The sequence below is a fragment of the Micromonospora sp. NPDC049275 genome (assembly GCF_043197115.1).
GTDB lineage: Bacteria > Actinomycetota > Actinomycetes > Mycobacteriales > Micromonosporaceae > Micromonospora.
In genome coordinates, this window is the sequence record NZ_JBICSN010000010.1 from 133,348 (window position 1) to 156,981 (window position 23,634).

The 23,634-nt window shown below is 72.6% G+C and carries 1 protein-coding gene and 1 pseudogene (1 of these 2 only partly in view); both read left to right on the top strand.

Features of this window, described 5'->3' with window-relative positions; all coding sequences use genetic code 11:
• A protein-coding gene (locus tag ACGFIE_RS25490; protein ID WP_393298930.1) for an SDR family NAD(P)-dependent oxidoreductase crosses the window boundary here: on the top strand, positions 1 to 12,980 show its 3' end. 22,096 nt of this gene lie to the left of the window's left edge; 12,980 of the gene's 35,076 nt are visible here — the last part of the coding sequence; its start codon lies beyond the left edge, outside the window; its stop codon occupies positions 12,978 to 12,980.
• Positions 12,981 to 13,002: 22 nt separating this feature from the next.
• Positions 13,003 to 23,634: pseudogene (locus tag ACGFIE_RS25495) on the top strand (SDR family NAD(P)-dependent oxidoreductase); the annotation flags it as partial.

A 23,634-nucleotide genomic window follows, 5' to 3' on the forward strand; every position in this document is an offset into this window, starting at 1 on the left:
GTTACTGGGTCGAGCACGTACGTCAGGCTGTTCGGTTTGCCGACAACGTGGCCGCCGCCGAGGCCGGTGTCCTGGTGGAGGTCGGACCCGACGGAGTTCTCAGCGGTCTGACCGAGGCGATCCCGACCGTCCGCAAGGATCGTGACGAGGCACGCTCGTTCGTCGAGGCGCTCGTCCGGCTGCACGTGTCCGGCCACCCCGTTGACTGGCGGGAGCTGCTCGGATCGGCGCCGCCGGTGGCACTGCCCACCTACGCGTTCCAGCGCGAGCGGTTCTGGCTCGACGGCCCGCCCGCCTCCGGCGACCTGACCGCGGCCGGTCTGCGCCCGGCGGAGCACCCGCTCCTCAGCGTGGTCACCAAGCTGCCCGGCACCGGTGGGCTGTTCATGGCCGGCCGGCTCTCGGCCGCGACCCAGCCGTGGCTGGCCGACCACCTCGTCGACGGTGTGCTCGTCGTGCCCGGTACGGCCCTGGTCGAGATGGCTGTCCGCGCCGGGGACGAGGCCGGATGCGCGGTCCTGGCCGAGTTGACGCTCCAGGCGCCGATGGTGCTCCCCGAACACGGCGGCGTGCAGGTGCAGGTCGTGGTGGGCGGGGACGACGACGGCGTACGCACGGTGGACATACAGTCCAGCGCGGACGGCGAGAACTGGACCCGGCACGCCGACGGTCTGCTCGCCGACCGCACCGAACGCCCGGCCGGCGACCTCACCGCGTGGCCGCCCCCCGGCGCGCAGCCGGTCGACGTCAGCCGCACCTACGACCAGCTCGCCGAGCTCGGCCTGGCCTACGGACCGCTGTTCCGGGGTCTGCGGGCGGCCTGGCGCACCGCCGACGCCGTCTACGGCGAGATCGTCCTGCCGGAACCGGCCCATGACGACGCGGCACGGTTCGGTATCCATCCCGCGTTGCTCGATGCGGCCCTGCACACCATCAGCGTCAGCGACTACGTGGACACCGAGGCGGGACGGCCGGTCCTGCCGTTCGCGTGGACCGGTATCACCGTGCACGCCGCCGGCGCGACAACCCTGCGGGTACGCGTCACCCGCGCCGGCGACAACACGGTCACGTTGACGGTCGCCGACGGAACGGGCGCGCCGGTGGCCGACATCGGCTCCCTGACGATGCGCCCGGTGGCGGCCGGACAGCTCGAGACCGGCAGCGACGCGTTGTTCCGCACGGAGTGGTCGCCGTCGCCGGCCGTTCGTGGTGGCGTTGAGTCGTCGGAGTGGGTCGTGTTGCGGGTTCCTGCTTCGGGTGCGGATGTGCCGGCGGCGATTCGGGCGTCGGCGGTGTCGGTGTTGGGGCGGCTACGTGAGTTTTTGGCCGAGGAGCGGGGTTCTCGGTTGGTGGTGGTGACGCGGGGTGCGGTGGCGGTGGGCCCTGATGAGCGGGTTGATCTTGGTGTGGCGCCGGTGTGGGGTTTGGTGCGTGCGGCGCAGGCGGAGAACCCGGGCCGGATCGTGTTGGTTGATCTGGATGGTTCGGGTGAGTCGTTGTTGTCGGTGGTGGTGGCCTCGGGTGAGCCGGAGGTAGCGGTTCGCTCGGGTGTGGTGTTGGTGCCGCGGTTGGTGCGGGTCTCGGCGGCCTCGTCGGTGCCGGCGGCTGGTGAGTCGGCGGCGGGTGTCGGGTCGGTCCTGGGGTCGGTGGATGGCGTGGTGGTTGGCGCGCCTGGTTCGCGGTCGGGGCGGGTCGCTGCGGGGTTGGTGGGGCTGGATCCGGAGGGCACGGTTCTGGTCACTGGTGGTACGGGTGGTTTGGGTGCTCTGGTTGCTCGTCATTTGGTTGAGCGTGGTGTGCGGCATCTGCTTCTGGTCAGTCGTCGTGGGGCGCAGGCGCCGGGTGCGGCCGAGCTTGGGGATCTCGATGCGTCGGTGACGGTGGCGGCGTGTGATGTGTCTGATCGGGCTGCGGTTGCGGAGTTGATCGCGTCGGTTCCGGTGGAGCATCCGTTGACGGCGGTGGTGCACGCGGCGGGTGTTGGTGATACCGGTCTGGTGGGTTCGTTGTCGCCGGAGCGTTTTGATCGGGTGTTCGCGGCGAAGGCGGATGCGGCGTGGCATTTGCATGAGTTGACCGCGGATCTGGATTTGGCGGCGTTCGTGTTGTTCTCGTCGGCTGGTGGTTTGGTGCTGGCGGCGGGGCAGGGCACCTATGCGGCGGCGAATGTCTTCTTGGATGCGCTTGCGACTTATCGTCGTGGGTTGGGGTTGGCGGCGACGTCGCTGGCGTTTGGTTTGTGGGACACCGATACGGGTTTGTCGCAGCAACTCGCTGCGGCGGATGTGCAGCGGATGCGCCGGCAGGGGTTGCCGATGTTGTCGGTGGCGGACGGGTTGGCCGGTTTCGATGCGGGGCTGTCGAGTGGTGAACCGGTGTTGGTGCCGTTGGCGGTGGATGTTGCCGGGTTGCGTGGTCGCTCTGATGTTCCGGCGTTGTTGCGTGCTCTGGTGCGGCGGCCGCGTCAGGCGGTCCGGGCGGTCGCGGCGGGTTCGGTTGTCACTTTGTCTGGTCCGCAGGTGTTGGAGTTGGTGCGGGAGAAGGTTGCGGGGGTGCTCGGGCATGCCTCGGGTGCGGCGGTCGAACCTGGCCGGGCGTTTCAGGAGCTCGGGTTTGATTCGTTGACCGCGGTGGAGTTGCGTAATGAGTTGAACGCGGCGACGGGTTTGCGGTTGCCGGCGACGTTGGTGTTCGACTATCCGAACGCGTTGGCCGTCGCCCGGCACGTCGAATCCGAGCTGACCGGCGGCGGCGCGGCAGCCGAGGCCGTCGTGGCGGTGGCCGCGAACGACGAGCCGATCGCCATCGTGGGCATGGCGTGTCGTTACCCGGGCGGGGTGGAGACGCCCGAGGACCTCTGGCGGCTGGTCGCCGGCGGGGTCGACGCCATCTCGGACTTCCCGTCCGACCGGGGCTGGGACCTCGACGGCCTCTACGACCCGGACCCGGAGGCGCGCGGCAAGTCGTACGCCCGCAGCGGCGGATTCCTCGCCGGCGTGGCCAATTTCGACCCGGCCTTCTTCGGGCTCTCGCCGCGTGAGGCGCTCGGCATGGACCCGCAGCAGCGGTTGCTGCTGGAGACGTCGTGGGAGGCGGTGGAGCGCGCGGGCATCGACCCGACGTCGCTGCACGGCTCCCGCACCGGAGTGTTCGCCGGCGTCATGTACCACGACTACGTCTCCCGGCTGTCCGAGGTCCCCGACGACATCGAGGGGATGATCGGCACCGGCAACTCGGGCGCGGTGGCGTCGGGCCGGGTTGCGTACACGTTCGGCTTCGAAGGGCCGGCCATCACGGTCGACACCGCCTGCTCGTCGTCGCTGGTCGCGCTGCACATGGCGGCGCAGGCGCTGCGCTCCGGCGAATGCGATCTCGCGCTGGCCGGCGGCGTGACCACGCTGGCCAGCCCCACCCTGTTCGTCGACTTCTCCCGTCAGCGTGGTCTCTCGCCGGACGGGCGGTGCAAGGCGTTCGCGGACACGGCGGATGGCACCGGCTGGGGTGAGGGTGTCGGTGTGCTGCTGGTGGAGCGGCTCTCCGACGCGCGGCGCAACAACCATCAGATCCTTGCGGTGGTACGGGGTTCCGCGGTCAACCAGGACGGCGCGTCCAACGGGTTGACCGCCCCGAACGGGCCCTCGCAGCAACGGGTGATCCGGCAAGCGCTGGCCAACGCGGGTCTGTCCACGTCAGACGTCGACGTTGTCGAGGCGCACGGAACGGGCACGACGCTTGGTGACCCGATCGAGGCGCAGGCCCTGATCGCGACCTACGGTCAGGACCGGGAACGGCCGTTGTTGCTGGGCTCGATCAAGTCGAACTTCGGGCACACCCAGGCCGCCGCCGGTGTCGCCGGTGTGATCAAGATGGTCATGGCCATGCGTCACGGCGTGCTGCCCAGGACGCTGCACGTCGACGAGCCGTCCCGGCACGTCGATTGGTCGGCCGGGGCGGTCGAGTTGCTGGCCGAGCCGCGTGAGTGGACCGGTGATGGCCGGCCGCGCCGGGCGGGTGTGTCGTCGTTCGGCATCTCCGGCACCAACGCGCACGTGATCATCGAGCAGGGCGAGACCGGAACCACCGATGCCGTACGCCGTGAGCTGCCGGTCGTCCCGTGGCTGCTGTCCGCGCGCTCCGAGGCCGGACTGCGCGGCCAGGCGGCCAAGCTGCTGGCGCACGTGGACGACGATGCGGATCCCGCCACGGTGGGCGCCGCGCTGCTGACGCGGGCCCGGCTCGCCGAGCGCGCGGTGGTCTTCGGCACCTCGCGGGACGAGCTGCGGTCCGCCCTCACCGCCCTCGCGGCCGGCGAGCCCTCCGGCGGAGTGGTCACGGGCGCCGGCGACGGTGGCCGGGTCGGGTTCCTCTTCGCCGGCCAGGGCAGTCAGCGCGCCGGCATGGGACGTTCCCTCGCGGCCGCGTTCCCGGTGTTCGCCGAGGCGCTCGACGAGATCGCGCGGGTGCTGGATCCCCTGCTGCCGCACCCGGTACGCGACGTCATGTTCGCCGACTCCGGCGCCGAGCTGAACGAGACCGGGATGACCCAGCCCGCGCTGTTCGCGTTCGAAGTGGCTCTCCACCGACTGCTCACCTCGTTCGGGGTCGAGCCGGACGTCCTGGTCGGGCACTCCATCGGGGAGATCGCGGCCGCCCACGTCGCGGGGGTCTTCTCCCTCGACGATGCGTGCACGCTTATCGCCGCCCGGGCGCGGCTGATGCAGGCCTTGCCGCCGGGTGGGGCGATGCTCGCGGTCGCCGCCCCCGAGGGGGATGTGGTGCCGCTGCTCGACGAGCGGGTGGGTATCGCGGCGGTCAACGGCCCGTCGGCGGTCGTGGTCTCCGGGGCTGAGGACAGCGTGGCCCGGGTCGAGGCGGCGTTGGTCGGGGTGCGGATGCGCCGGTTGCGGGTCAGTCATGCGTTCCATTCGCCGTTGATGGAGCCGATGCTTGCGGAGTTCCGGCAGGTGGCCGAGGGGTTGAGCTATCAGGAGCCGGTCGTCGAGCTGGCCGTCAGCGGTGATCCGACCGACCCCGGTTACTGGGTCGAGCACGTCCGGCAGGCCGTTCGCTTCGCCGACAATGTGGCCGCCGCGAACGTCGACATCGCGGTGGAGATTGGACCCGACGGCGTTCTCAGCGGTCTGACCGAGGCGATACCGACCGCCCGCAAGGGGCGCGACGAGGCGCAGGTGTTCGTCGAGGCGCTCGCCCGGCTGCACGCCGGCGGCGTCGCCGTGGACTGGGCTTCGTACCTCGGCGAACCGGCCAGGTCGATCGAACTGCCGACGTACGCGTTCCAACGGGAACGGTTCTGGCTCGAGTCCGGGCCCGCCGTCGGGGACGTGGCGGCCGCCGGAATGAGCGCCGTCGCACACCCGCTGCTGTCCGCGGTGTCAGAACTGCCCGGCAGCGACTCCTACCTCTTCTCGGGCCGGCTGTCGCTGCCGACCCACCCGTGGCTGGCCGACCACGAGGTGCTGGGCACCGTGCTCCTGCCGGGCACCGGTCTGCTCGAGATGGTGCTGCAGGCCGGCCACGAGGTGGGCTGCCCGGTCGTCGAGGAGCTGACCCTGCAGGCGCCGCTCGTTCTACCCGAGCACGGCGCGGTCCAGCTGCGTCTGACGGTGGCCGCGCCGGACGAGTCGGGCTCCCGGGCCGTGACGGTGCACAGCCGCGGGGAACACGACGCCGGTGGCACCTGGTTGCTGCACGCCTCCGGCCTCCTCGGCACCACCGAACCGGCGCGCACGGCCGATCTGACCGCCTGGCCTCCGGCCGGCGCGACGGCTGTCGCGATCGACGGTATATACGACTCCCTGCTCGACCGCGGATACGCGTACGGCCCGGTCTTCCGCGGCCTGCGCGCGGTGTGGCGGCAGGGCGACGAGGTGTACGCCGAGGTCGAGCTGCCGGAGTCGGCGATCGCCGACGCCGCCCGGTTCGGGGTGCACCCGGCCCTGCTCGACGCGACCATGCACGCCTTGCTGGCCGCAGACCGGCAGACCGGTGACGGAACGACGGTGCTGCCGTTCGTGTGGTCCGGGGTCAACGTGCATGCCGCCGGTGCGACCCGGCTGCGCGTGCGCCTCGTCCGGTCGACCGGCGCCATCGTGGCGACCGACGACACCGGCGCGCCGGCCGTGACGGTGAGCTCGATGGTGTCGCGCCCGGTCTCCGCCGACCAGCTGACGGGCCGTCGGGACACCCTGTTCCGGATGAGCTGGCTGCCCGCTTCGTCCACCACTAACGACCCGGAGACGCCGTGGACGGTGTTCCACGTGGCCACCGGCGGTGCGGATGTGCCGGCGGCGATTCGGGCGTCGGCGGTGTCGGTGTTGGGGCGGCTACGTGAGTTTTTGGCCGAGGAGCGGGGTTCTCGGTTGGTGGTGGTGACGCGGGGTGCGGTGGCGGTGGGCCCTGATGAGCGGGTTGATCTTGGTGTGGCGCCGGTGTGGGGTTTGGTGCGTGCGGCGCAGGCGGAGAACCCGGGCCGGATCGTGTTGGTTGATCTGGATGGTTCGGGTGAGTCGTTGTTGTCGGTGGTGGTGGCCTCGGGTGAGCCGGAGGTAGCGGTTCGCTCGGGTGTGGTGTTGGTGCCGCGGTTGGTGCGGGTTTCGGCGGCCTCGCCGGTGCTGGCGGCTGGTGAGTCGGCGGCGGGTGTCGGGTCGGTCCTGGGGTCGGTGGATGGCGTGGTGGTTGGCGCGCCTGGTTCGCGGTCGGGGCGGGTCGCTGCGGGGTTGGTGGGGCTGGATCCGGAGGGCACGGTTCTGGTCACTGGTGGTACGGGTGGTTTGGGTGCTCTGGTTGCTCGTCATTTGGTCGGGCGTGGTGTGCGGCATCTGTTGTTGGTCAGTCGTCGTGGCGTGGAGGCGCCGGGTGCGGCTGATCTTGGGGATCTCGATGCGTCGGTGACGGTGGTGGCGTGTGATGTGTCTGATCGGGCTGCGGTTGCGGAGTTGATCGCGTCGGTTCCGGTGGAGCATCCGTTGACGGCGGTGGTGCACGCGGCGGGTGTGGGTGATACCGGTTTGGTGGGTTCGTTGTCGCCGGAGCGTTTTGATCGGGTGTTCGCGGCGAAGGCGGATGCGGCGTGGCATTTGCATGAGTTGACCGCGGATCTGGATTTGGCGGCGTTCGTGTTGTTCTCGTCGGCTGGTGGTTTGGTGCTGGCGGCGGGGCAGGGCACTTATGCGGCGGCGAATGTCTTCTTGGATGCGCTTGCGACTTATCGTCGTGGGCTCGGGTTGGCGGCGACGTCGCTGGCGTTTGGTTTGTGGGACACCGATACGGGTTTGTCGCAGCAACTCGCTGCGGCGGATGTGCAGCGGATGCGCCGGCAGGGGTTGCCGATGTTGTCGGTGGCGGACGGGTTGGCCGGGTTCGATGCGGGGCTGTCGAGTGGTGAACCGGTGTTGGTGCCGTTGGCGGTGGATGTTGCCGGGTTGCGTGGTCGCTCTGATGTTCCGGCGCTGTTGCGTGCTCTGGTGCGGCGGCCGCGTCAGGCGGTCCGGGCGGTCGCGGCGGGTTCGGTTGTCACGTTGTCTGGTCCGCAGGTGTTGGAGTTGGTGCGGGAGAAGGTTGCGGGGGTTCTCGGGCATGCCTCGGGTGCGGCGGTCGAACCTGGCCGGGCGTTTCAGGAGCTCGGGTTTGATTCGTTGACCGCGGTGGAGTTGCGTAATGAGTTGAACGCGGCGACGGGTTTGCGGTTGCCGGCGACGTTGGTGTTCGACTATCCGAACGCGTTGGCCGTCGCCCGGCACATCGAATCCGAGTTGAGCGGTGGCGGCGCGGTCCAGGAAGTGGTTACGGCCGCGGTGACCAGTGATGAGCCGATCGCGATCGTGGGTATGGCGTGTCGTTACCCGGGCGGGGTGGAGACGCCGGAGGACCTGTGGCGGCTGGTCGCTGGCGGGGTGGACGCGATGTCGGACTTCCCGGTCGATCGGGGTTGGGATCTGGATGGCCTCTACGATCCGGAGCCGGGTGCGGCGGGGAAGACGTACACCAGGACCGGTGGTTTTCTGTATGACGCCGCGCATTTCGATCCGGCGTTCTTCGGGATCTCGCCGCGTGAGGCGCTCGGTATGGACCCGCAGCAGCGGTTGCTGCTGGAGGCGTCGTGGGAGGCGTTCGAGCACGCGGGCATCGATCCGCGGTCTCGGCAGGGGAGCCGCACGGGTGTGTTCGCGGGCGTCATGTATCACGACTACGGCCTGTCTCTGCCTGGTGCGACCGGCAGTGGGAGTCTGATCACGGGCCGGGTGTCGTACACGTTTGGGTTCGAGGGTCCGGCGGTCAGTGTGGACACGGCGTGTTCGTCGTCGTTGGTGGCTCTGCACATGGCGGTGCAGTCGTTGCGTTCGGGTGAGTGTGATCTGGCGTTGGCTGGTGGTGTCACGGTGATGGCGACGCCGGGCACGTTCATCGAGTTCTCCCGTCAGCGTGGTCTCTCGCCGGACGGGCGGTGCAAGGCGTTCGCGGACACGGCGGATGGCACCGGCTGGGGTGAGGGTGTCGGTGTGCTGCTGGTGGAGCGGCTCTCCGACGCGCGACGCAACAACCATCAGATCCTTGCGGTGGTACGGGGTTCCGCGGTCAACCAGGACGGCGCGTCCAACGGCATCACGGCGCCGAACGGGCCCTCGCAGCAGCGGGTGATCCGCCAGGCCCTGGCCAACTCGGGAGTGAACGCGGCGGACGTCGACGTGGTGGAGGCACACGGCACCGGCACGACGCTAGGCGACCCGATCGAGGCCCAGGCCCTGATCGCAACCTACGGCCAGGATCGTGACAGGCCCCTGTGGCTCGGATCCGTCAAGTCGAACTTCGGTCACACGCAGGCGGCGGCGGGTGTGGCCGGTGTGATCAAGATGGTCATGGCGATGCGGCACGAGACGCTGCCGAAGACGCTGCACGTTGACGAGCCGTCGCGGCACGTGGACTGGTCGGCGGGTGCGGTCGAGCTGCTGACGCGGTCGAGGCAGTGGGCCGGCGAGGGGCCGCGACGGGCGGGTGTGTCGTCGTTCGGTATCTCCGGCACCAACGCGCACGTGATCCTCGAACAGGCACCCGAGACCGAGGTCCCGGTCGCGGAGCGGTCGCCGGCGGGGACTCTGGCGTGGACGCTGTCCGCCGGGTCGCCCGAGGCCCTGCGTGCGCAGGCGGATCGGCTGCGCGCCTGGCTGGCCGACCGGCCGGAGGCGGACCCGCGTGACGTGGGTTGGTCGCTGGCCTCGGGCCGGGCGGCCCTGACGCACCGCGCGGTGGTGGTCGGCGACGACCGCGACCGGTTGCTGGCGGCGCTGGATGCGCTCGCCGCCGGGCAGGCCGGGCCGGGGGTGTTCAGCGGCACCGCGACGGTGGACGGCCGGCTGGGGTTCCTGTTCTCGGGTCAGGGTAGTCAGCGCCTCGGTATGGGCCGTGAGTTGGCCGCCGAGTTCCCGGTGTTCGCTCAGGCCCTGGACGAGGTGCTGCAACGCCTGAACGTCCGGGACGTGATGTGGGGCTCCGACCCGGAGGAGTTGCAGAAGACCGGCAACGCCCAACCGGCGCTGTTCGCTTTCGAGGTTGCTCTCTATCGACTTCTGACCTCGTTCGGCATCGAGCCTGATGTGTTGGTGGGTCACTCGATCGGGGAGATCGCGGCCGCCCATGTGGCGGGTGTGTTGTCGCTGGATGACGCGTGCGCGTTGGTCGACGCCCGGGCGCGGTTGATGCAGGCGTTGCCGGCGGGTGGGGCGATGCTCGCGGTTGCTGCGCCGGAGGCTGATGTGGTGCCGCTGCTCGACGAGCGGGTGGGTATCGCGGCGGTCAACGGCCCGTCGGCGGTCGTGGTCTCCGGGGCTGAGGACAGCGTGGCCCGGATCGAGGCGGCGTTGGTCGGGGTGCGGATGCGCCGGTTGCGGGTCAGTCATGCGTTCCATTCGCCGTTGATGGAGCCGATGCTTGCGGAGTTCCGGCAGGTGGCCGAGGGGTTGAGCTATCAGGAGCCGGTCGTCGAGCTGGCCGTCAGCGGCGATCCGACCGATCCGGGTTACTGGGTCGAGCACGTCCGGCAGGCTGTTCGTTTCGCCGACAATGTGGCCGCCGCGAACGCCGAGATCGCGGTGGAGATCGGACCCGACGGCGTTCTCAGCGGTCTGACCGAGGCGATACCGACCGCCCGCAAGGACCGCGACGAGGCGCAGGTGTTCGTCGAGGCGCTCGGGCGGCTGCACATCGCCGGCCGGCCCGTCGACTGGCGCGCGCTGTTCGGTGCCGCCCGGCAGGTCGCTCTGCCGACCTACGCGTTCCAGCGCGAGCGGTTCTGGCTCGACGGGCCGGTGGGTGGCGACCTGGCGGCTGTCGGCCTGAGCGCGATCGAGCATCCGCTGCTCTCGGTGGTCGTGCCGGCGCCGGACACCGGCGGAGTGGTCTGTACGGCCCGCCTGGCGCTGGGCACGCACGCCTGGCTGGGCGACCACCGGGTCGGCGGCGCCGTGGTCGTGCCGGGCGCCGCCCTGGTCGAGATGGCCGTGCGGGCCGGCGACGAAGCCGGCTGCCCGGTCCTCGCCGAGCTCACCCTCCAGGCGCCCCTGGTGGTCCCCGCCGACGGCGGTGTTCAGGTGCAGGTGGTCGTCGGTGCCGCAGACGAGCACGGCGCCCGGGCCGTGGAGATCCATTCCCGGCCCGACCGCGGCGCCGGCGGCTGGACCCGGCACGCGACCGGTGTGCTCACCGAGCGGGCGGCCCGGCCCTCCGCCGATCTCACCCAGTGGCCGCCGGTGGACGCCACCCCCGTCGCCGTGGACGGCTTCTACGGGACGGACGGCGGCACCGGAGTCGACTACGGCCCGATCTTCCACGGCCTGACCGCGGCGTGGCGGCGCGACGACGAGGTGTTCGCCGAGATCGTGCTGCCCGAGCCCGCGCAGGCCGACGCCGAGCGGTACGGCCTGCACCCCGCGCTCCTGGACTCCGCGCTGCACGCGATCGCGCTCGGGGACTTTCTCGACGACGCCGGCCCCGGCCGCACCAACCTGCCGTTCGCGTGGAACCAGGTCGTGCTGCACGCCGCCGGGGCCAGGCACCTGCGGGTGCGGGCGAGTTCGGCCGGGGCTCGCGGCGCGGTGCGGATAACGGCCGCCGACCAGACCGGCACCCCGGTGCTCGACGTCGACAGCCTGGTCCTGCGGCCGGTCGCGGTCGAACAGGTCAGCGGCCCGGCCGGCCGGGACAGCCTGTTCCAGGTCGACTGGACGCCGGTGGCCCACGGCGACGGTCCCGCCCCGGTTACCCGGGTGACCGAGTTGGCCGAGGTGGGCGACGTGGACGGCGGATGGGTGCTCGCCGACCTCGACGGCCGCTCCGTGGAGCGGGCGCTGGCGCTCGTGCGGGACTGGCTGGCCCAGGAGCGTTTCGCCCCGGCCCGGCTGGCGCTGATGACCCGCGACGCCGTCGCGGTCACCCCGGACGAGGACGTGAACCCGGCGCAGGCGGCGGTGTGGGGACTGGTGCGGGCGGCGCAGACGGAGAACCCGGACCGCTTCGTCCTGCTCGACTCCGACGGCGCGGCCGGCACCGAGCTGATCGGCGCCGCCCTGCGGGCCGGCGAACCGCAGCTGGCGGTGCGCGGCGACCGGGTGTACACGCCGAGGCTATCCCGGGCCACCGCGTCCGGGGCCGATCGCCCGATGTTGGACGGCACCGTCCTCGTCACCGGTGGCACCGGCGCCCTGGGTTCACTGGTGGCCCGGCACCTGGTCACGGCGCACGGCGTACGGCATCTTCTGCTGGCCGGCCGCCGGGGCGCGGATGCCGCCGGAGCGAACGACCTACGGGCCGAGCTGACCGCGCTCGGCGCCGACGTGACCATCGTGGCCTGCGACGTGGCGGTCCGTGACGAGGTCGCGGCGCTCATCGCGGCGGTGCCGGCCGAGCGGCCGCTGACCGCCGTCGTGCACCTGGCCGGCGTGCTGGACGACAGTCTGATCGGCAGCCTCACCCCGGAACGGCTCACGGCCGTGCTGCGGCCCAAGGCGGACGCGGCGTGGCACCTGCACGAGCTGACCGCCGGGCTCGATCTCACCGCGTTCGTGCTGTTCTCCTCGGTGGCCGGGGTGCTCGGCGGGGCCGGCCAGGCCAACTACGCCGCGGCCAACGCCTACCTGGACGCGCTGGCCCAGCACCGCCGGGCCGCCGGGCTGCCCGGAACGTCACTGGCCTGGGGTCCGTGGTCGCACGGCGGCATGGCCGGCGACCTGGCCGACCGCGACGCCGAGCGGATGCGCCGCACCGGCATCGTGCCGCTGACCGTGGCCGAGGGCCTCGCGCTGTTCGACGCCGCGCTGACCCACGAACGCGCGGCGCTCGTGCCGGTCACCCTCGATCTGCGGGTGCTGGCGTCCGCCGGCGAGGCGTTGCCGGCGATGCTGCGCGGGCTGGTCGGTGGTTCCGCACGGCGTTCCGCGGCCGGAGTCGCCGCCGGCGGCGAGTTCGCCGGCCGGATGGCCGCGATGGCTCCCGCCGAGCGCGAGAGCGTCCTGTCCGGCCTGGTGCGCGGCCAGGTTGCCGCGACCCTCGGGTTCGCCGACGGGTCCGCGATCGCCGAGGAGCAGCAGTTCCAGGACCTCGGCTTCGACTCGCTCACCGCGGTCGAGCTGCGCAACCGGCTCAGCGCCGCGACGGGTCTGCGGCTGCCCGCGACGCTGATCTTCGACTACCCGAGTCCGGCGGCGCTGATCGCCCACCTGCTCGGACAGTTCGACGGCGCGGCCGGCGACCAGGCCGCGGAGCTGCGCCTGTTCGCCGAGCTCGACCGGATCGAGAACTCGGTGTCGAAGGTCGGCGCGGACAGCGACGCGCGGGGCCGGATCACCGCGCGGCTGCGGGAGATCCTGGCCGGTCTCGGCGACGGGGACCGGACCGCGGACAGCGTCAAGGAACACATCGAATCGGCGAGCGACGACGAGATCTTCGCCTTCATCGACAACGAACTCTGAACGACGCGACGAAGGGGACGACATGGCAGGCGAGGACAAACTCCGGGACTACCTCCGGCGCGTCACGGCGGATCTGCACGAGGCCCGTCAGCAGCTGCGGGAGATCGAGGGCAAGGACCACGAGCCGATCGCGATCGTCGGCATGGCCTGTCGTTACCCGGGTGGCGTCACCTCCCCGGAGGACCTCTGGCGGCTGGTCGACGACAGCGTGGACGCGATCGGTGAGTTCCCGGCCGATCGCGGCTGGGACCCGCACGTCTACCACCCCGATCCCGAGCACCCGGACACGGCGTACACGCGGCACGGCGGCTTCCTGTACGACGCCGCCGATTTCGACCCCGGCTTCTTCGCCATGTCGCCGCGGGAGGCCGTCAGCGCCGATCCCCAGCAGCGCCTGCTCCTGGAGACCTCGTGGGAGGCGCTCGAACGAGCCGGCATCGACCCGGCGTCGCTGCGGGGCAGCCGCACCGGGGTGTTCGCCGGGGTCATGTACCACGACTACTACCGCAGCGAGGCGATCGGCAGCGTCGTCTCCGGCCGGGTCGCCTACACGCTCGACCTCAACGGCCCCGCCGTCTCGGTCGACACCGCCTGCTCGTCGTCGCTGGTGGCGCTGCACCTGGCGGCGAACGCGCTGCGGCGCGGGGAATGCTCGGCTGCGCTCGCCGGCGGCGTGACGGTGATGTCGTCGCCGGGCACGTTCATCGAGTTCAGCCGGCAGCGCGGGCTGTCCCCGGACGGCCGGTGCAAGTCGTTCGGGGCGGGCGCCGACGGCACCGGCTGGGCCGAAGGCGTGGGCGTCCTGGTCCTCGAGCGACTGTCCGACGCCCGCCGCCAGGGCCACCAGGTGCTGGCGGTCCTGCGCGGCAGCGCCATCAACCAGGACGGGGCGAGCAACGGTCTGTCCGCGCCCAACGGCCCGTCGCAGATGCGGGTGATCCGCCAGGCGCTCGCCGACGCGGGCCTGTCCGCGTCGCAGGTCGACATGGTCGAGGCGCACGGAACCGGCACGGTGCTGGGCGACCCCATTGAGGCGCAGGCCCTGCTCGCGACGTACGGACAGGAGCGCGCCGAGGGCCATCCGCTGTGGCTCGGCTCCCTCAAGTCCAACATCGGGCACACCCAGGCCGCGGCCGGCGTCGGCGGCGTGATCAAGACCGTGATGGCGATGCGGCACGGCGTGCTGCCGCGCACCCTGCACGCCGATCGCCCGTCCCCGCACGTGGACTGGTCGGCCGGGGACGTGCGGCTGCTCACCGAGGCCAAGCCGTGGCGGCGTGGGGACGGCCCGCGCCGCGCCGGCATCTCGTCGTTCGGGTTCAGCGGCACCAACGCCCACGTGATCATCGAGGAGGCTCCGCTGGAGGAGGTTGCGGCCGAGCCGGCCGTGGCGCCGCCCCCGGCCGTGCCGTGGCTGCTGTCGGCACGGACCTCCGCCGCGCTCGGCGCGCAGGCGGCCCGGCTGCTCGACCGGCTCGACCGGCTCGACGAGCGGGCCGCTCCGGCCGACGTGGTCGGGGCCGCGCTCGCCACGACCCGGGCCGTGCTCGACCACCGGGCCGTCATCACCGGGGCGAACCGCGACGAGCTGCTGGCGGGACTGCGTGCCCTGGCCGCCGGGGAGCCGGCCGCCGGTGTGCACACCGGCAGCGGCACGGCCGGCCGGCTGGGGTTCCTGTTCGCCGGTCAGGGTAGTCAGCGACTCGGCATGGGCCGTGAGTTGGCTGCCGAGTTCCCGGTGTTCGCCGACGCCCTCGACGAGGTGTTGCAACGTCTCGATGTGCGGGAGGTGATGTGGGGTTCGTCGGAGGAGGAGCTGCGCGAGACCGGTAACGCGCAGCCGGCGTTGTTCGCGTTCGAGGTCGCCCTGTTCCGGCTGCTGACGTCGTTCGGTGTCGAGCCGGATGTGTTGGTGGGTCACTCGATCGGGGAGATCGCCGCTGCCCACGTAGCGGGGGTCTTCTCCCTGGATGACGCGTGCGCGTTGGTCGACGCCCGGGCGCGGTTGATGCAGGCGTTGCCGGCGGGTGGGGCGATGCTCGCGGTCGCCGCCCCCGAGGCCGACGTGTTGCCGCTGCTCGACGAGCAGGTCGGCATCGCGGCGATCAACGGCCCGTCGGCGGTCGTGGTCTCCGGGGCAGAGGACAGCGTGGCCCGGGTCGAGGCGGCGTTGGTCGGGGTGCGGACGCGCCGGTTGCGGGTCAGTCACGCGTTCCACTCGCCGTTGATGGAGCCGATGCTGGAGGACTTCCGGCAGGTCGCCGAACGCTTGACCTACCAGAAGCCGAGCATCGCGCTGGCCATGAGCGGTGACCCGACCGACCCCGGTTACTGGGTCGAGCACGTCCGGCAGGCCGTTCGCTTCGCCGACAACCTCGCCGCCACGAACGCCGACATCCTTGTGGAGATCGGCCCGGACGGCGTGCTGACCGGCCTCGCCGAGCAGGCGCTGGAACACGCCGGCGACGAGTCGGCCGTGCTCGTCCCGCTGGCGCACAGGGATCGCGACGAGGTCCGGTTCCTCATCGAGGCGTTCGGCCGGCTGCAGACCCGCGGCGTACGCGTCGACTGGCGCACCTATTTCGCGGGCGTCTCCCCACGCGGCTTCGACCTGCCCACCTACGCCTTCCAGCGGCAGCGGTTCTGGCTGGACCCGGTGGCGCCGCAGCCCGCCCGGTCCGAACTGGACAACTGGCGGTACCGGATCACCTGGACGCCGGTGGCGCTCACCACGGCCGCTCCGAAGCTCAGCGGGCTGTGGTGGATCGTGGCCGCCGCCGATGACGACCTCGTCGCGGCCGTCACCACGGCGCTCACCGAGCACGGCGCCGAGGTGCGGCTCATCGAGCTCGGCGACCAGCTCGACCGGGACCCGCTGGCGGACCTGTTGCCCGGGCAGGAGGCCCCCGCGGGTGTGCTGTCCCTGCTCGCCGCGGCGGACTCCGGGCTGGTTCGTACGCTGTCGTTGCTGCAGGCCCTCGGCGACGCCGAGATCGCCGCGCCGGTGTGGCTCGCCACCCAGACGGCCGAGACGGTCGGCGGATCCGATCCGCTCCGCGCGCCCGGGCAGAGCGCGGTGTGCGGCCTCGGCCGGGTCTTCGCGCTCGAGCACCCGGAGCGCTGGGGCGGCCTGATCGACCTGCCGGAAAACATCGACGTCCCCGCCCGCGTGCGCCTCGCCGCCGCCCTGGCCGGCGTCGGCGACGAGGACCAGCTCGCGGTCCGCTCGTCGGCGCTGTACGCCCGGCGGCTCACCCGGGCGCCCCGCACCACCGGCGCCGACGCCACGTGGCAGGCCCGGGGCACCGCCCTGGTCTTCGGCGGCACCGGCGGCCTCGGCGCCCACGTGGCACGCATGCTGGCGACCGGCGGCGCCGGGCACATCGTGCTGACCGGCCGACGTGGCGACCGGGCCCCGGGGGCGGCCGATCTGGTCGCTGAACTGGAGCGCAGCGGCGTACGGGTCACGGTGGAAGCGTGCGACGTGGCCGACGCGGAGGCGGTCGCGGCGCTGGCCGCCCGGATCGAGGCGGGCGGCGACGTGATCCGCTCGGTGTTCCACGCCGCCGGGATCCCGCACATGAAGCGGATCGACCTGCTCGGCCCGGAGGAGCTCGAAGCCGTCACCGCGGCCAAGCTCATCGGTGCGGCGGTGCTCGACGACGTGTTCGCCGACCGGGAACTGGACGCGTTCGTGCTGTTCTCGTCGGGCGCCGGAGTGTGGGGGAGCGGCAACAACGCCGCCTACGCCGCTGCCAACGCGTTCCTCGATGGACTGGCCGTCGCCCGGCGCGGCCGGGGACTGCCCGCCACCGCCGTGGCATGGGGGTTCTGGTCGGCGGCCGGCGGGGGCATGACCTCCTTCCTCAGTGAGGACGACGGACGCCGCAGCGGCATGCCGTTCATGGCACCCGAGCGTGCCGTCGAGGGCCTCGTCCAGGCGCTCGCCGACGGGGAGACCCACCTGGTCGTCGCGGATGTTGACTGGGAACGTTTCTATCCGCTGTTCAGCTCCGCCCGGAGCCGGCCGCTGGTGGCCGGCATCCCCGAGGTGGCCGCGCTCGTCGCGGCCGAGGCCCGGCCCGGCGCTGCCGAGGACGTCACGTCGCCCCTGCAGGCCCGGCTGCTTCCGCTCGACAAACGGGACCGCCTCCGCCTACTCACCGACCTCGTCCGGGAACAGGTCGCGGTCGTGCTCGGCTACGGCGACCCGGCCGACGTCGAGGCGGACCGGGCATTCCGGGACCTCGGCTTCGACTCGGTGTCCGCGGTCGAGCTGCGGGCCCGGCTGCAGGACGTCACCGGCGCGCGGGTGCCGACGACCGTCATCTTCGACCACCCGAACATCCGGGCCGTGGCCGAGATGCTGGCCGGGCAGATCCTCGGCGAGCCCGGACCCGCCGCCGAGCCGGGATCCGCAGTCGCGCCGCAGGCCGGCGACCCGATCGTCATCGTCGGCATGAGCCTGCGCGCCCCCGGCGGGGTACGCACGCCGGAGGACCTCTGGCGGCTCGTCGCCGACGGCGCCGACGCGATCTCGTTCCTGCCCGAGGACCGGGGCTGGGACGTCGACGCCATCTACGACCCGGACCTGTCCCGGCCGCACACGACGTACGTCCGGGAAGGCGGTTTTCTCGACGGGGCGGGCGATTTCGACGCCGGGTTCTTCGGCATCAGCCCCCGCGAGGCGCTCGCGATGGACCCGCAGCAGCGGCTGCTCCTGGAGACCTCGTGGGAGGCGCTCGAGCACGCCCGTATCAACCCGGAGTCGCTGCGCGGCAGCCGGACCGGCGTGTTCGTCGGCACCGCCTACGAACACTACGGCCGTGGCTCCGATCAGCTGTCCGAGGAGGTGGTCGGCCATCTCATGACCGGCACGCTGGGCAGTGTCGTGTCCGGGCGCACCGCCTACGCGCTGGGCTTGGAGGGCCCGACCCTGACTGTCGACACGGCCTGCTCGTCGTCGCTGGTCGCCCTGCACCTGGCCGCGAACGCCCTGCGTAACGGCGAATGCTCGCTGGCGCTGGCCGGTGGCGCCACGGTGATGTCCACGCCGCTGGGGTTCGTCGGGTTCAGTCGGCAGGGCGCGCTCGCCCGCGACGGGCGGTGCAAGTCGTTCGCCGCCTCGGCGGACGGCTTCGGTCTCGCCGAGGGGGCCGGCATGCTGGTGCTCGAGCGGCTCTCCGACGCGCGCCGCCACGGCCACCCGGTGCTTGCCGTGGTGAGAGGCAGCGCGATCAACCAGGACGGTGCGTCCAACGGCCTGACCGCCCCGAACGGCCCCGCCCAGCAGCGCGTGATCCGGGAGGCCCTGGCGGTCGCCGGACTGTCCGCGCCGGACGTCGACGTGGTCGAAGCGCACGGCACCGGCACGACGTTGGGTGACCCGATCGAGGCGCAGGCACTGCTCGCCACGTACGGCCAGGACCGGCCCGAGGACCGGCCGCTCTGGCTCGGCTCGGTGAAGTCGAACATCGGCCACCTTCAGTCCGCCGCCGGCGTGGCCGGGGTGATCAAGATGGTGATGGCGATGCGGCACGGGACGCTCCCGAGGACGCTGCACGTCGACGAGCCGACCGCACACGTGGACTGGACGGCCGGCACCGTCGCGCTGCTGACCGAGCCCCGGCCGTGGGACGACACGGGACGGCCGCGCCGCGCGGCGGTGTCGTCGTTCGGCATCTCCGGCACCAACGCGCATGTGATCCTCGAGCAGGCCGAGCCGGAGACCGCCGTGGCGCCGGCGCCGACGCCGCGGGTGGTGCCGTGGCTGATCTCCGCCCGGACCGGGGACGCGCTGCGCGGGCAGGCCGCGAAACTGCTGACCGAGCTGCGCGGCGAGACCGCCGCGATCGGCGCCGCCCTGGCGGCGACCCGGGCGCCGATGGAGCACCGCGCCGCGATCGTCGCGACCGACCGGCTCACCCTGGTCGCGGGACTTGAAGCGCTCGCCGCCGGGGAGGTCGGGCCGGGGGTGCTGCGCGGCACCGCGACGGTGGACGGCCGTCTGGGGTTCCTGTTCTCGGGTCAGGGTAGTCAGCGCCTCGGTATGGGCCGTGAGTTGGCCGCCGAGTTCCCGGTGTTCGCTCAGGCCCTGGACGAGGTGCTGGAACGCCTGAACGTTCGGGACGTGATGTGGGGCTCGTCCGAGGAGGAGCTGCGCGAGACCGGTAACGCGCAGCCGGCGTTGTTCGCCTTCGAGGTCGCCCTGTTCCGGCTGCTGACGTCGTTCGGTGTCGAGCCGGATGTGTTGGTGGGTCATTCGATCGGGGAGATCGCGGCTGCCCATGTGGCGGGGGTGTTGTCTCTGGACGACGCGTGCACGCTCATCGCCGCCCGGGCCGGGTTGATGCAGGCGTTGCCGGCGGGTGGGGCGATGCTCGCGGTCGCCGCCCCCGAAGCTGATGTGGTGCCGCTGCTCGACGAGCGGGTGGGTATCGCGGCGGTGAACGGCCCGTCGGCGGTGGTGGTCTCCGGGGCTGAGGAGAGTGTGGCCCGGGTCGAGGCGGCGTTGGTCGGGGTGCGGACGCGCCGGTTGCGGGTCAGTCACGCGTTCCACTCGCCGTTGATGGAGCCGATGCTGGACGAGTTCCGGCAGGTGGCCGAGGGCCTGGCCTATCGGCAGCCGAGCATCGCGCTGGCCATGAGCGGTGACCCGACCGATCCGGGTTACTGGGTGGAGCACGTCCGGCAGGCTGTTCGGTTTGCCGACAACGTCGCCGCCGCCGGTGCGGACATCGCGGTGGAGATCGGCCCCGACGGGGTCCTCAGCGGCCTGACCGAGGCGATCCCCACCGCCCGCAAGGACCGCGACGAGGTGCAGACCTTCGTCGAGGCGCTCGCCCGCCTGCACGTCGCCGGCCGGCCCGTCGACTGGCGGGTCCTCTTCGGACCGCGGGAACGGCACGCCGACCTGCCCACCTACGCCTTCCAGCGGCAGCGGTTCTGGCTGGCGAGCCCCGGCCGGCCGGCCGGCGACGCGGGGTCGATCGGCCTCAAGGAGGCCGGCCACCCGTTGCTCGACGCCGGTGCCACCCTCGCCGACGACAGCGTCCTGCTCACCGGGCGGCTCTCCCGGCAGACCCACCCGTGGCTGGCCGAGCACGAGATCGGCGGCCAGGTGCTGCTGCCCGGCACCGCGTTCGTCGAGCTGGCCGTGCGCGCCGGCGACGAGGCCGGCTGCGGCATCGTCGAGGAGCTGACCCTCGAGGCACCGTTGGTGCTGCCCGAGCGCGGCGACGTGCGGCTGCAGGTGGCCGTCGACGCGGCGGCCGCCGGCCGCCGGGCCGTCGCTGTCTACTCCCGGCCGGGGCAGTCGAAACCGGGCGACCCGTGGACCCGGCACGCGAGCGGCACCCTGGTGGACGGCGCGGACGCTCCCGCCGCCGGGACCGGGCCGTCCTGGCCGCCGGCGGGAGCGGAACGCCTCGACGTCACCGGCCTCTACGACCGGTTCGACAGTATCGGGATGCGCTACGGACCCACGTTCCGCGGGCTGCTGGCGGCGTGGGAAAACGGCAGCGACCGGTACGCCGAGGTGGCCCTGCCCGAGGACGCCACCGAGACCGGCCGGTTCGGGCTCCACCCCGCCCTGCTGGACGCGGCGCTGCACGTGATCGCGGCCGGAACGACCGGTGACACCGGGGCGCGACTGCCGTTCAGCTGGTCCGGCGTACGCCTGCACGCCACCGGGGCCACGTCCGTGCGGGTACGGCTGTTCGCGCGGGACAACGGCTCCTACGCCATCAGCGTCACCGATCTGGCCGGCACCCCGGTGGCCGACATCGAGTCGCTGACGATGCGCGCGCTGCCCGCGCGGTCCGTCACCACCGGGGCCGGCGACTCGATGTACGCCGTACGGTGGGCCCCCGTCGCCACCGCCGAGGCCGCACCCGAGCCGGTCTTCGCCGAGCCCGGCGCGTTGCCGGACACGGCCGACGTGCCGCCGCTGGTGGCGATCCGCCTGACCGCACCCGGCGAGACCGGCGACCTCGCCACGGCGGTCCGCGAAGCGACCTGCCGCACGCTGGCACTCGTGCGGGAGTGGCTGGCCGAGCCGCGGTTCGCGTCCTCTCGCCTGGTCGTGGTTACCACCGGCGCGGTCGCGCTGGACGGCGAGGCCGGCCCTACCGACCTGGTCAACGCCCCGGCCTGGGGCCTGATCCGGTCGGCGCAGGCGGAGAATCCCGCCCGGCTGGTGCTGGCCGACCTCGACGAGGACGCCGCGTCGTCGGCCGCGCTGGCCGCCGCGCTCGCCACCGGCGAAGCGCAACTCGCGGTGCGGGCGGGCAGGGTGTACGCGCCGCGGCTCGCCGTCCCCGCCACCCTGGTGCCTCCGCCGGGCAATTGGCGGCTGGCCGTGAGCAGCCGCGGCACGGTGGACAACCTGGTGCTGGCCCCGGCCGAGGAGGGCCGGACGCTGGAGCCGGGGGAGGTGCGGGTCGCCCCACACGCCGTCGGCCTCAACTTCCGCGACGTGCTGATCGCCCTGGACATGTACCCCGGGGACGCGCAGATGGGCGGCGAGGGCGCCGGCGTGATCGTCGAGGTCGCCCCGGACGTCACCGGCCTGAGTCCGGGCGACCGGGTGATGGGCATCCTGCTGGGCGGCTCGGGCAGGACCGCGGTCACGACCGCCGACCGGGTGGTCCCCATCCCGGCCGGCTGGTCGTTCACCGAGGCCGCGTCGGTGCCGATGGCCTACGCCACGGCCTATCACGCCCTGGTCGACCTGGCCGGCCTGACCGCCGGTGAATCGGTGCTGGTGCACGCCGCCGCCGGTGGTGTCGGTACGGCCGCCGTGCAGATCGCCCGGCACCTCGGCGCCGAGGTCTTCGCCACGGCCGGTCCGGGCAAGTGGGAGGCGCTCCGGGACGCGGGCATTCCGCAGGAGCGGATCGCCTCCTCCCGTACGCCCGGCTTCGCGGACTCCTTCCGGGACAGCAGCGGTGGCCGGGGCGTCGACGTGGTGCTCAACTCCCTGGCCGGCGAGCTGATCGACGCGTCGCTGCGCCTGATGCCCCGCGGCGGCCGGTTCATCGAGATGGGCAAGACCGATCCGCGCGACCCGGACGAGGTCGCGCGGGCACACCCCGGTGTCCGCTACCGAAGCTTCGACCTGGCCGCGCTGCCCGGGGCCCGGATCGGCGAGATCCTCCGCGAGGTCGTCGCCCTGTTCGAGCGGGGCTCGTTGACGTTGCCGCCGGTTCGGACCTGGGACATTCGGCGCGCCCGAGACGCGTTCCGTCACCTCGCCCAGGCACAGCACGTCGGCAAGGTGGTCCTGACGATGCCCCGCTCGCTCCGGCCGGACGGCACCGTGCTGGTCACCGGCGGCACTGGCGCGCTCGGTTCGCTGGCCGCCCGCCATCTGGTGACCGCGCACGGCGTACGCCATCTGGTGCTGACCGGCCGGCGCGGCCCGGACGCACCCGGCGCCGGCGCGCTCGCGCAGGAGCTGACCGCGCTCGGCGCTACCGTCCGGGTGGTCGCCTGCGACGCGGCCGACCGAGCCGGGCTCGCCGGCGTGCTCGCCGAGATCCCGGCGGCACATCCACTCACCGCCGTCGTGCACACGGCCGGGGTGCTCGCCGACGGCGTCGTCGCCTCGATGACCGCCGAGCAGGTCGAACGGGTGCTGCGGCCCAAGGTCGACGCGGCGGTCAATCTGCACGAGCTGACGGCGGGCCTCGACCTCGACGCGTTCGTCCTGTACTCCGGCGCCGCCGGCGTGTTGGGCAACGCCGGGCAGGGCAACTACGCCGCGGCCAACACGTTCCTCGACGCGCTGGCCCAGCATCGGCACGCGGCCGGCCACGCCGCGACCTCCCTCGCGTGGGGACTGTGGGAACAAGCCGCCGGCGCCGGCATCACCGGCCACCTCGACGACACGGATCGGCGGCGGCTGCGGCGGGGCGGCTTCGGCGCGCTCACCCCGGACCAGGGCATGGCCCTGTTCGACATGGCACTCGCCGCGGACGAGCCGGCCCTGGTGCCGATCCGGCTCGATCTCGCCGCGATGCGGACGGCCGCGGCCGCCGACGGAGTGGCCGCGCTGTTCCGCGGCCTCGTCCGGGCGCCGTCGCGGCGAACGCTGGAGTCCGGCGGTTCCGGCGCGGCGACGCTGCTCGACCGGCTCAGCGGCCTCGGCGAGGGCGACCGGATGCCGGCCGTACTGGACCTCGTCCGGGACCATGTCGCCGCGGTCCTCGGGTTCCCGGGGCCCGAGTCGGTCGACGCGCGGAACCCGTTCACCGAGATCGGCTTCGACTCGCTGACCTCAGTCGAGTTCCGCAACCGCCTGGTGGCGGCGACCGGGATCCGGCTGCCGGCGACGCTGGTCTTCGACTATCCGACCCCCGAGGCGCTGGCCGGTCACCTGCTCGCCGAGATCGCCCCGCCGACGCGGACGCCCGAGGAACTGCTGCTCGCCGAGCTCGACCGGATCGAGGCGGCGCTGACCGCGGCGGCCGGCACGGCCACCAGCCGCGACACGATCACCGAACGGCTACGTCAGCTGTCGTCGACCTGGCGCAAACAGACGCGCGACGCCGAATCCGATGTCTCCGGCCAGCTCGAGAACGCCAGCGCGGACGAGGTGCTCCGGTTCATCGACAGCGAGCTCGGTCTGGCCACCACGAACGAGGAGAGGTAG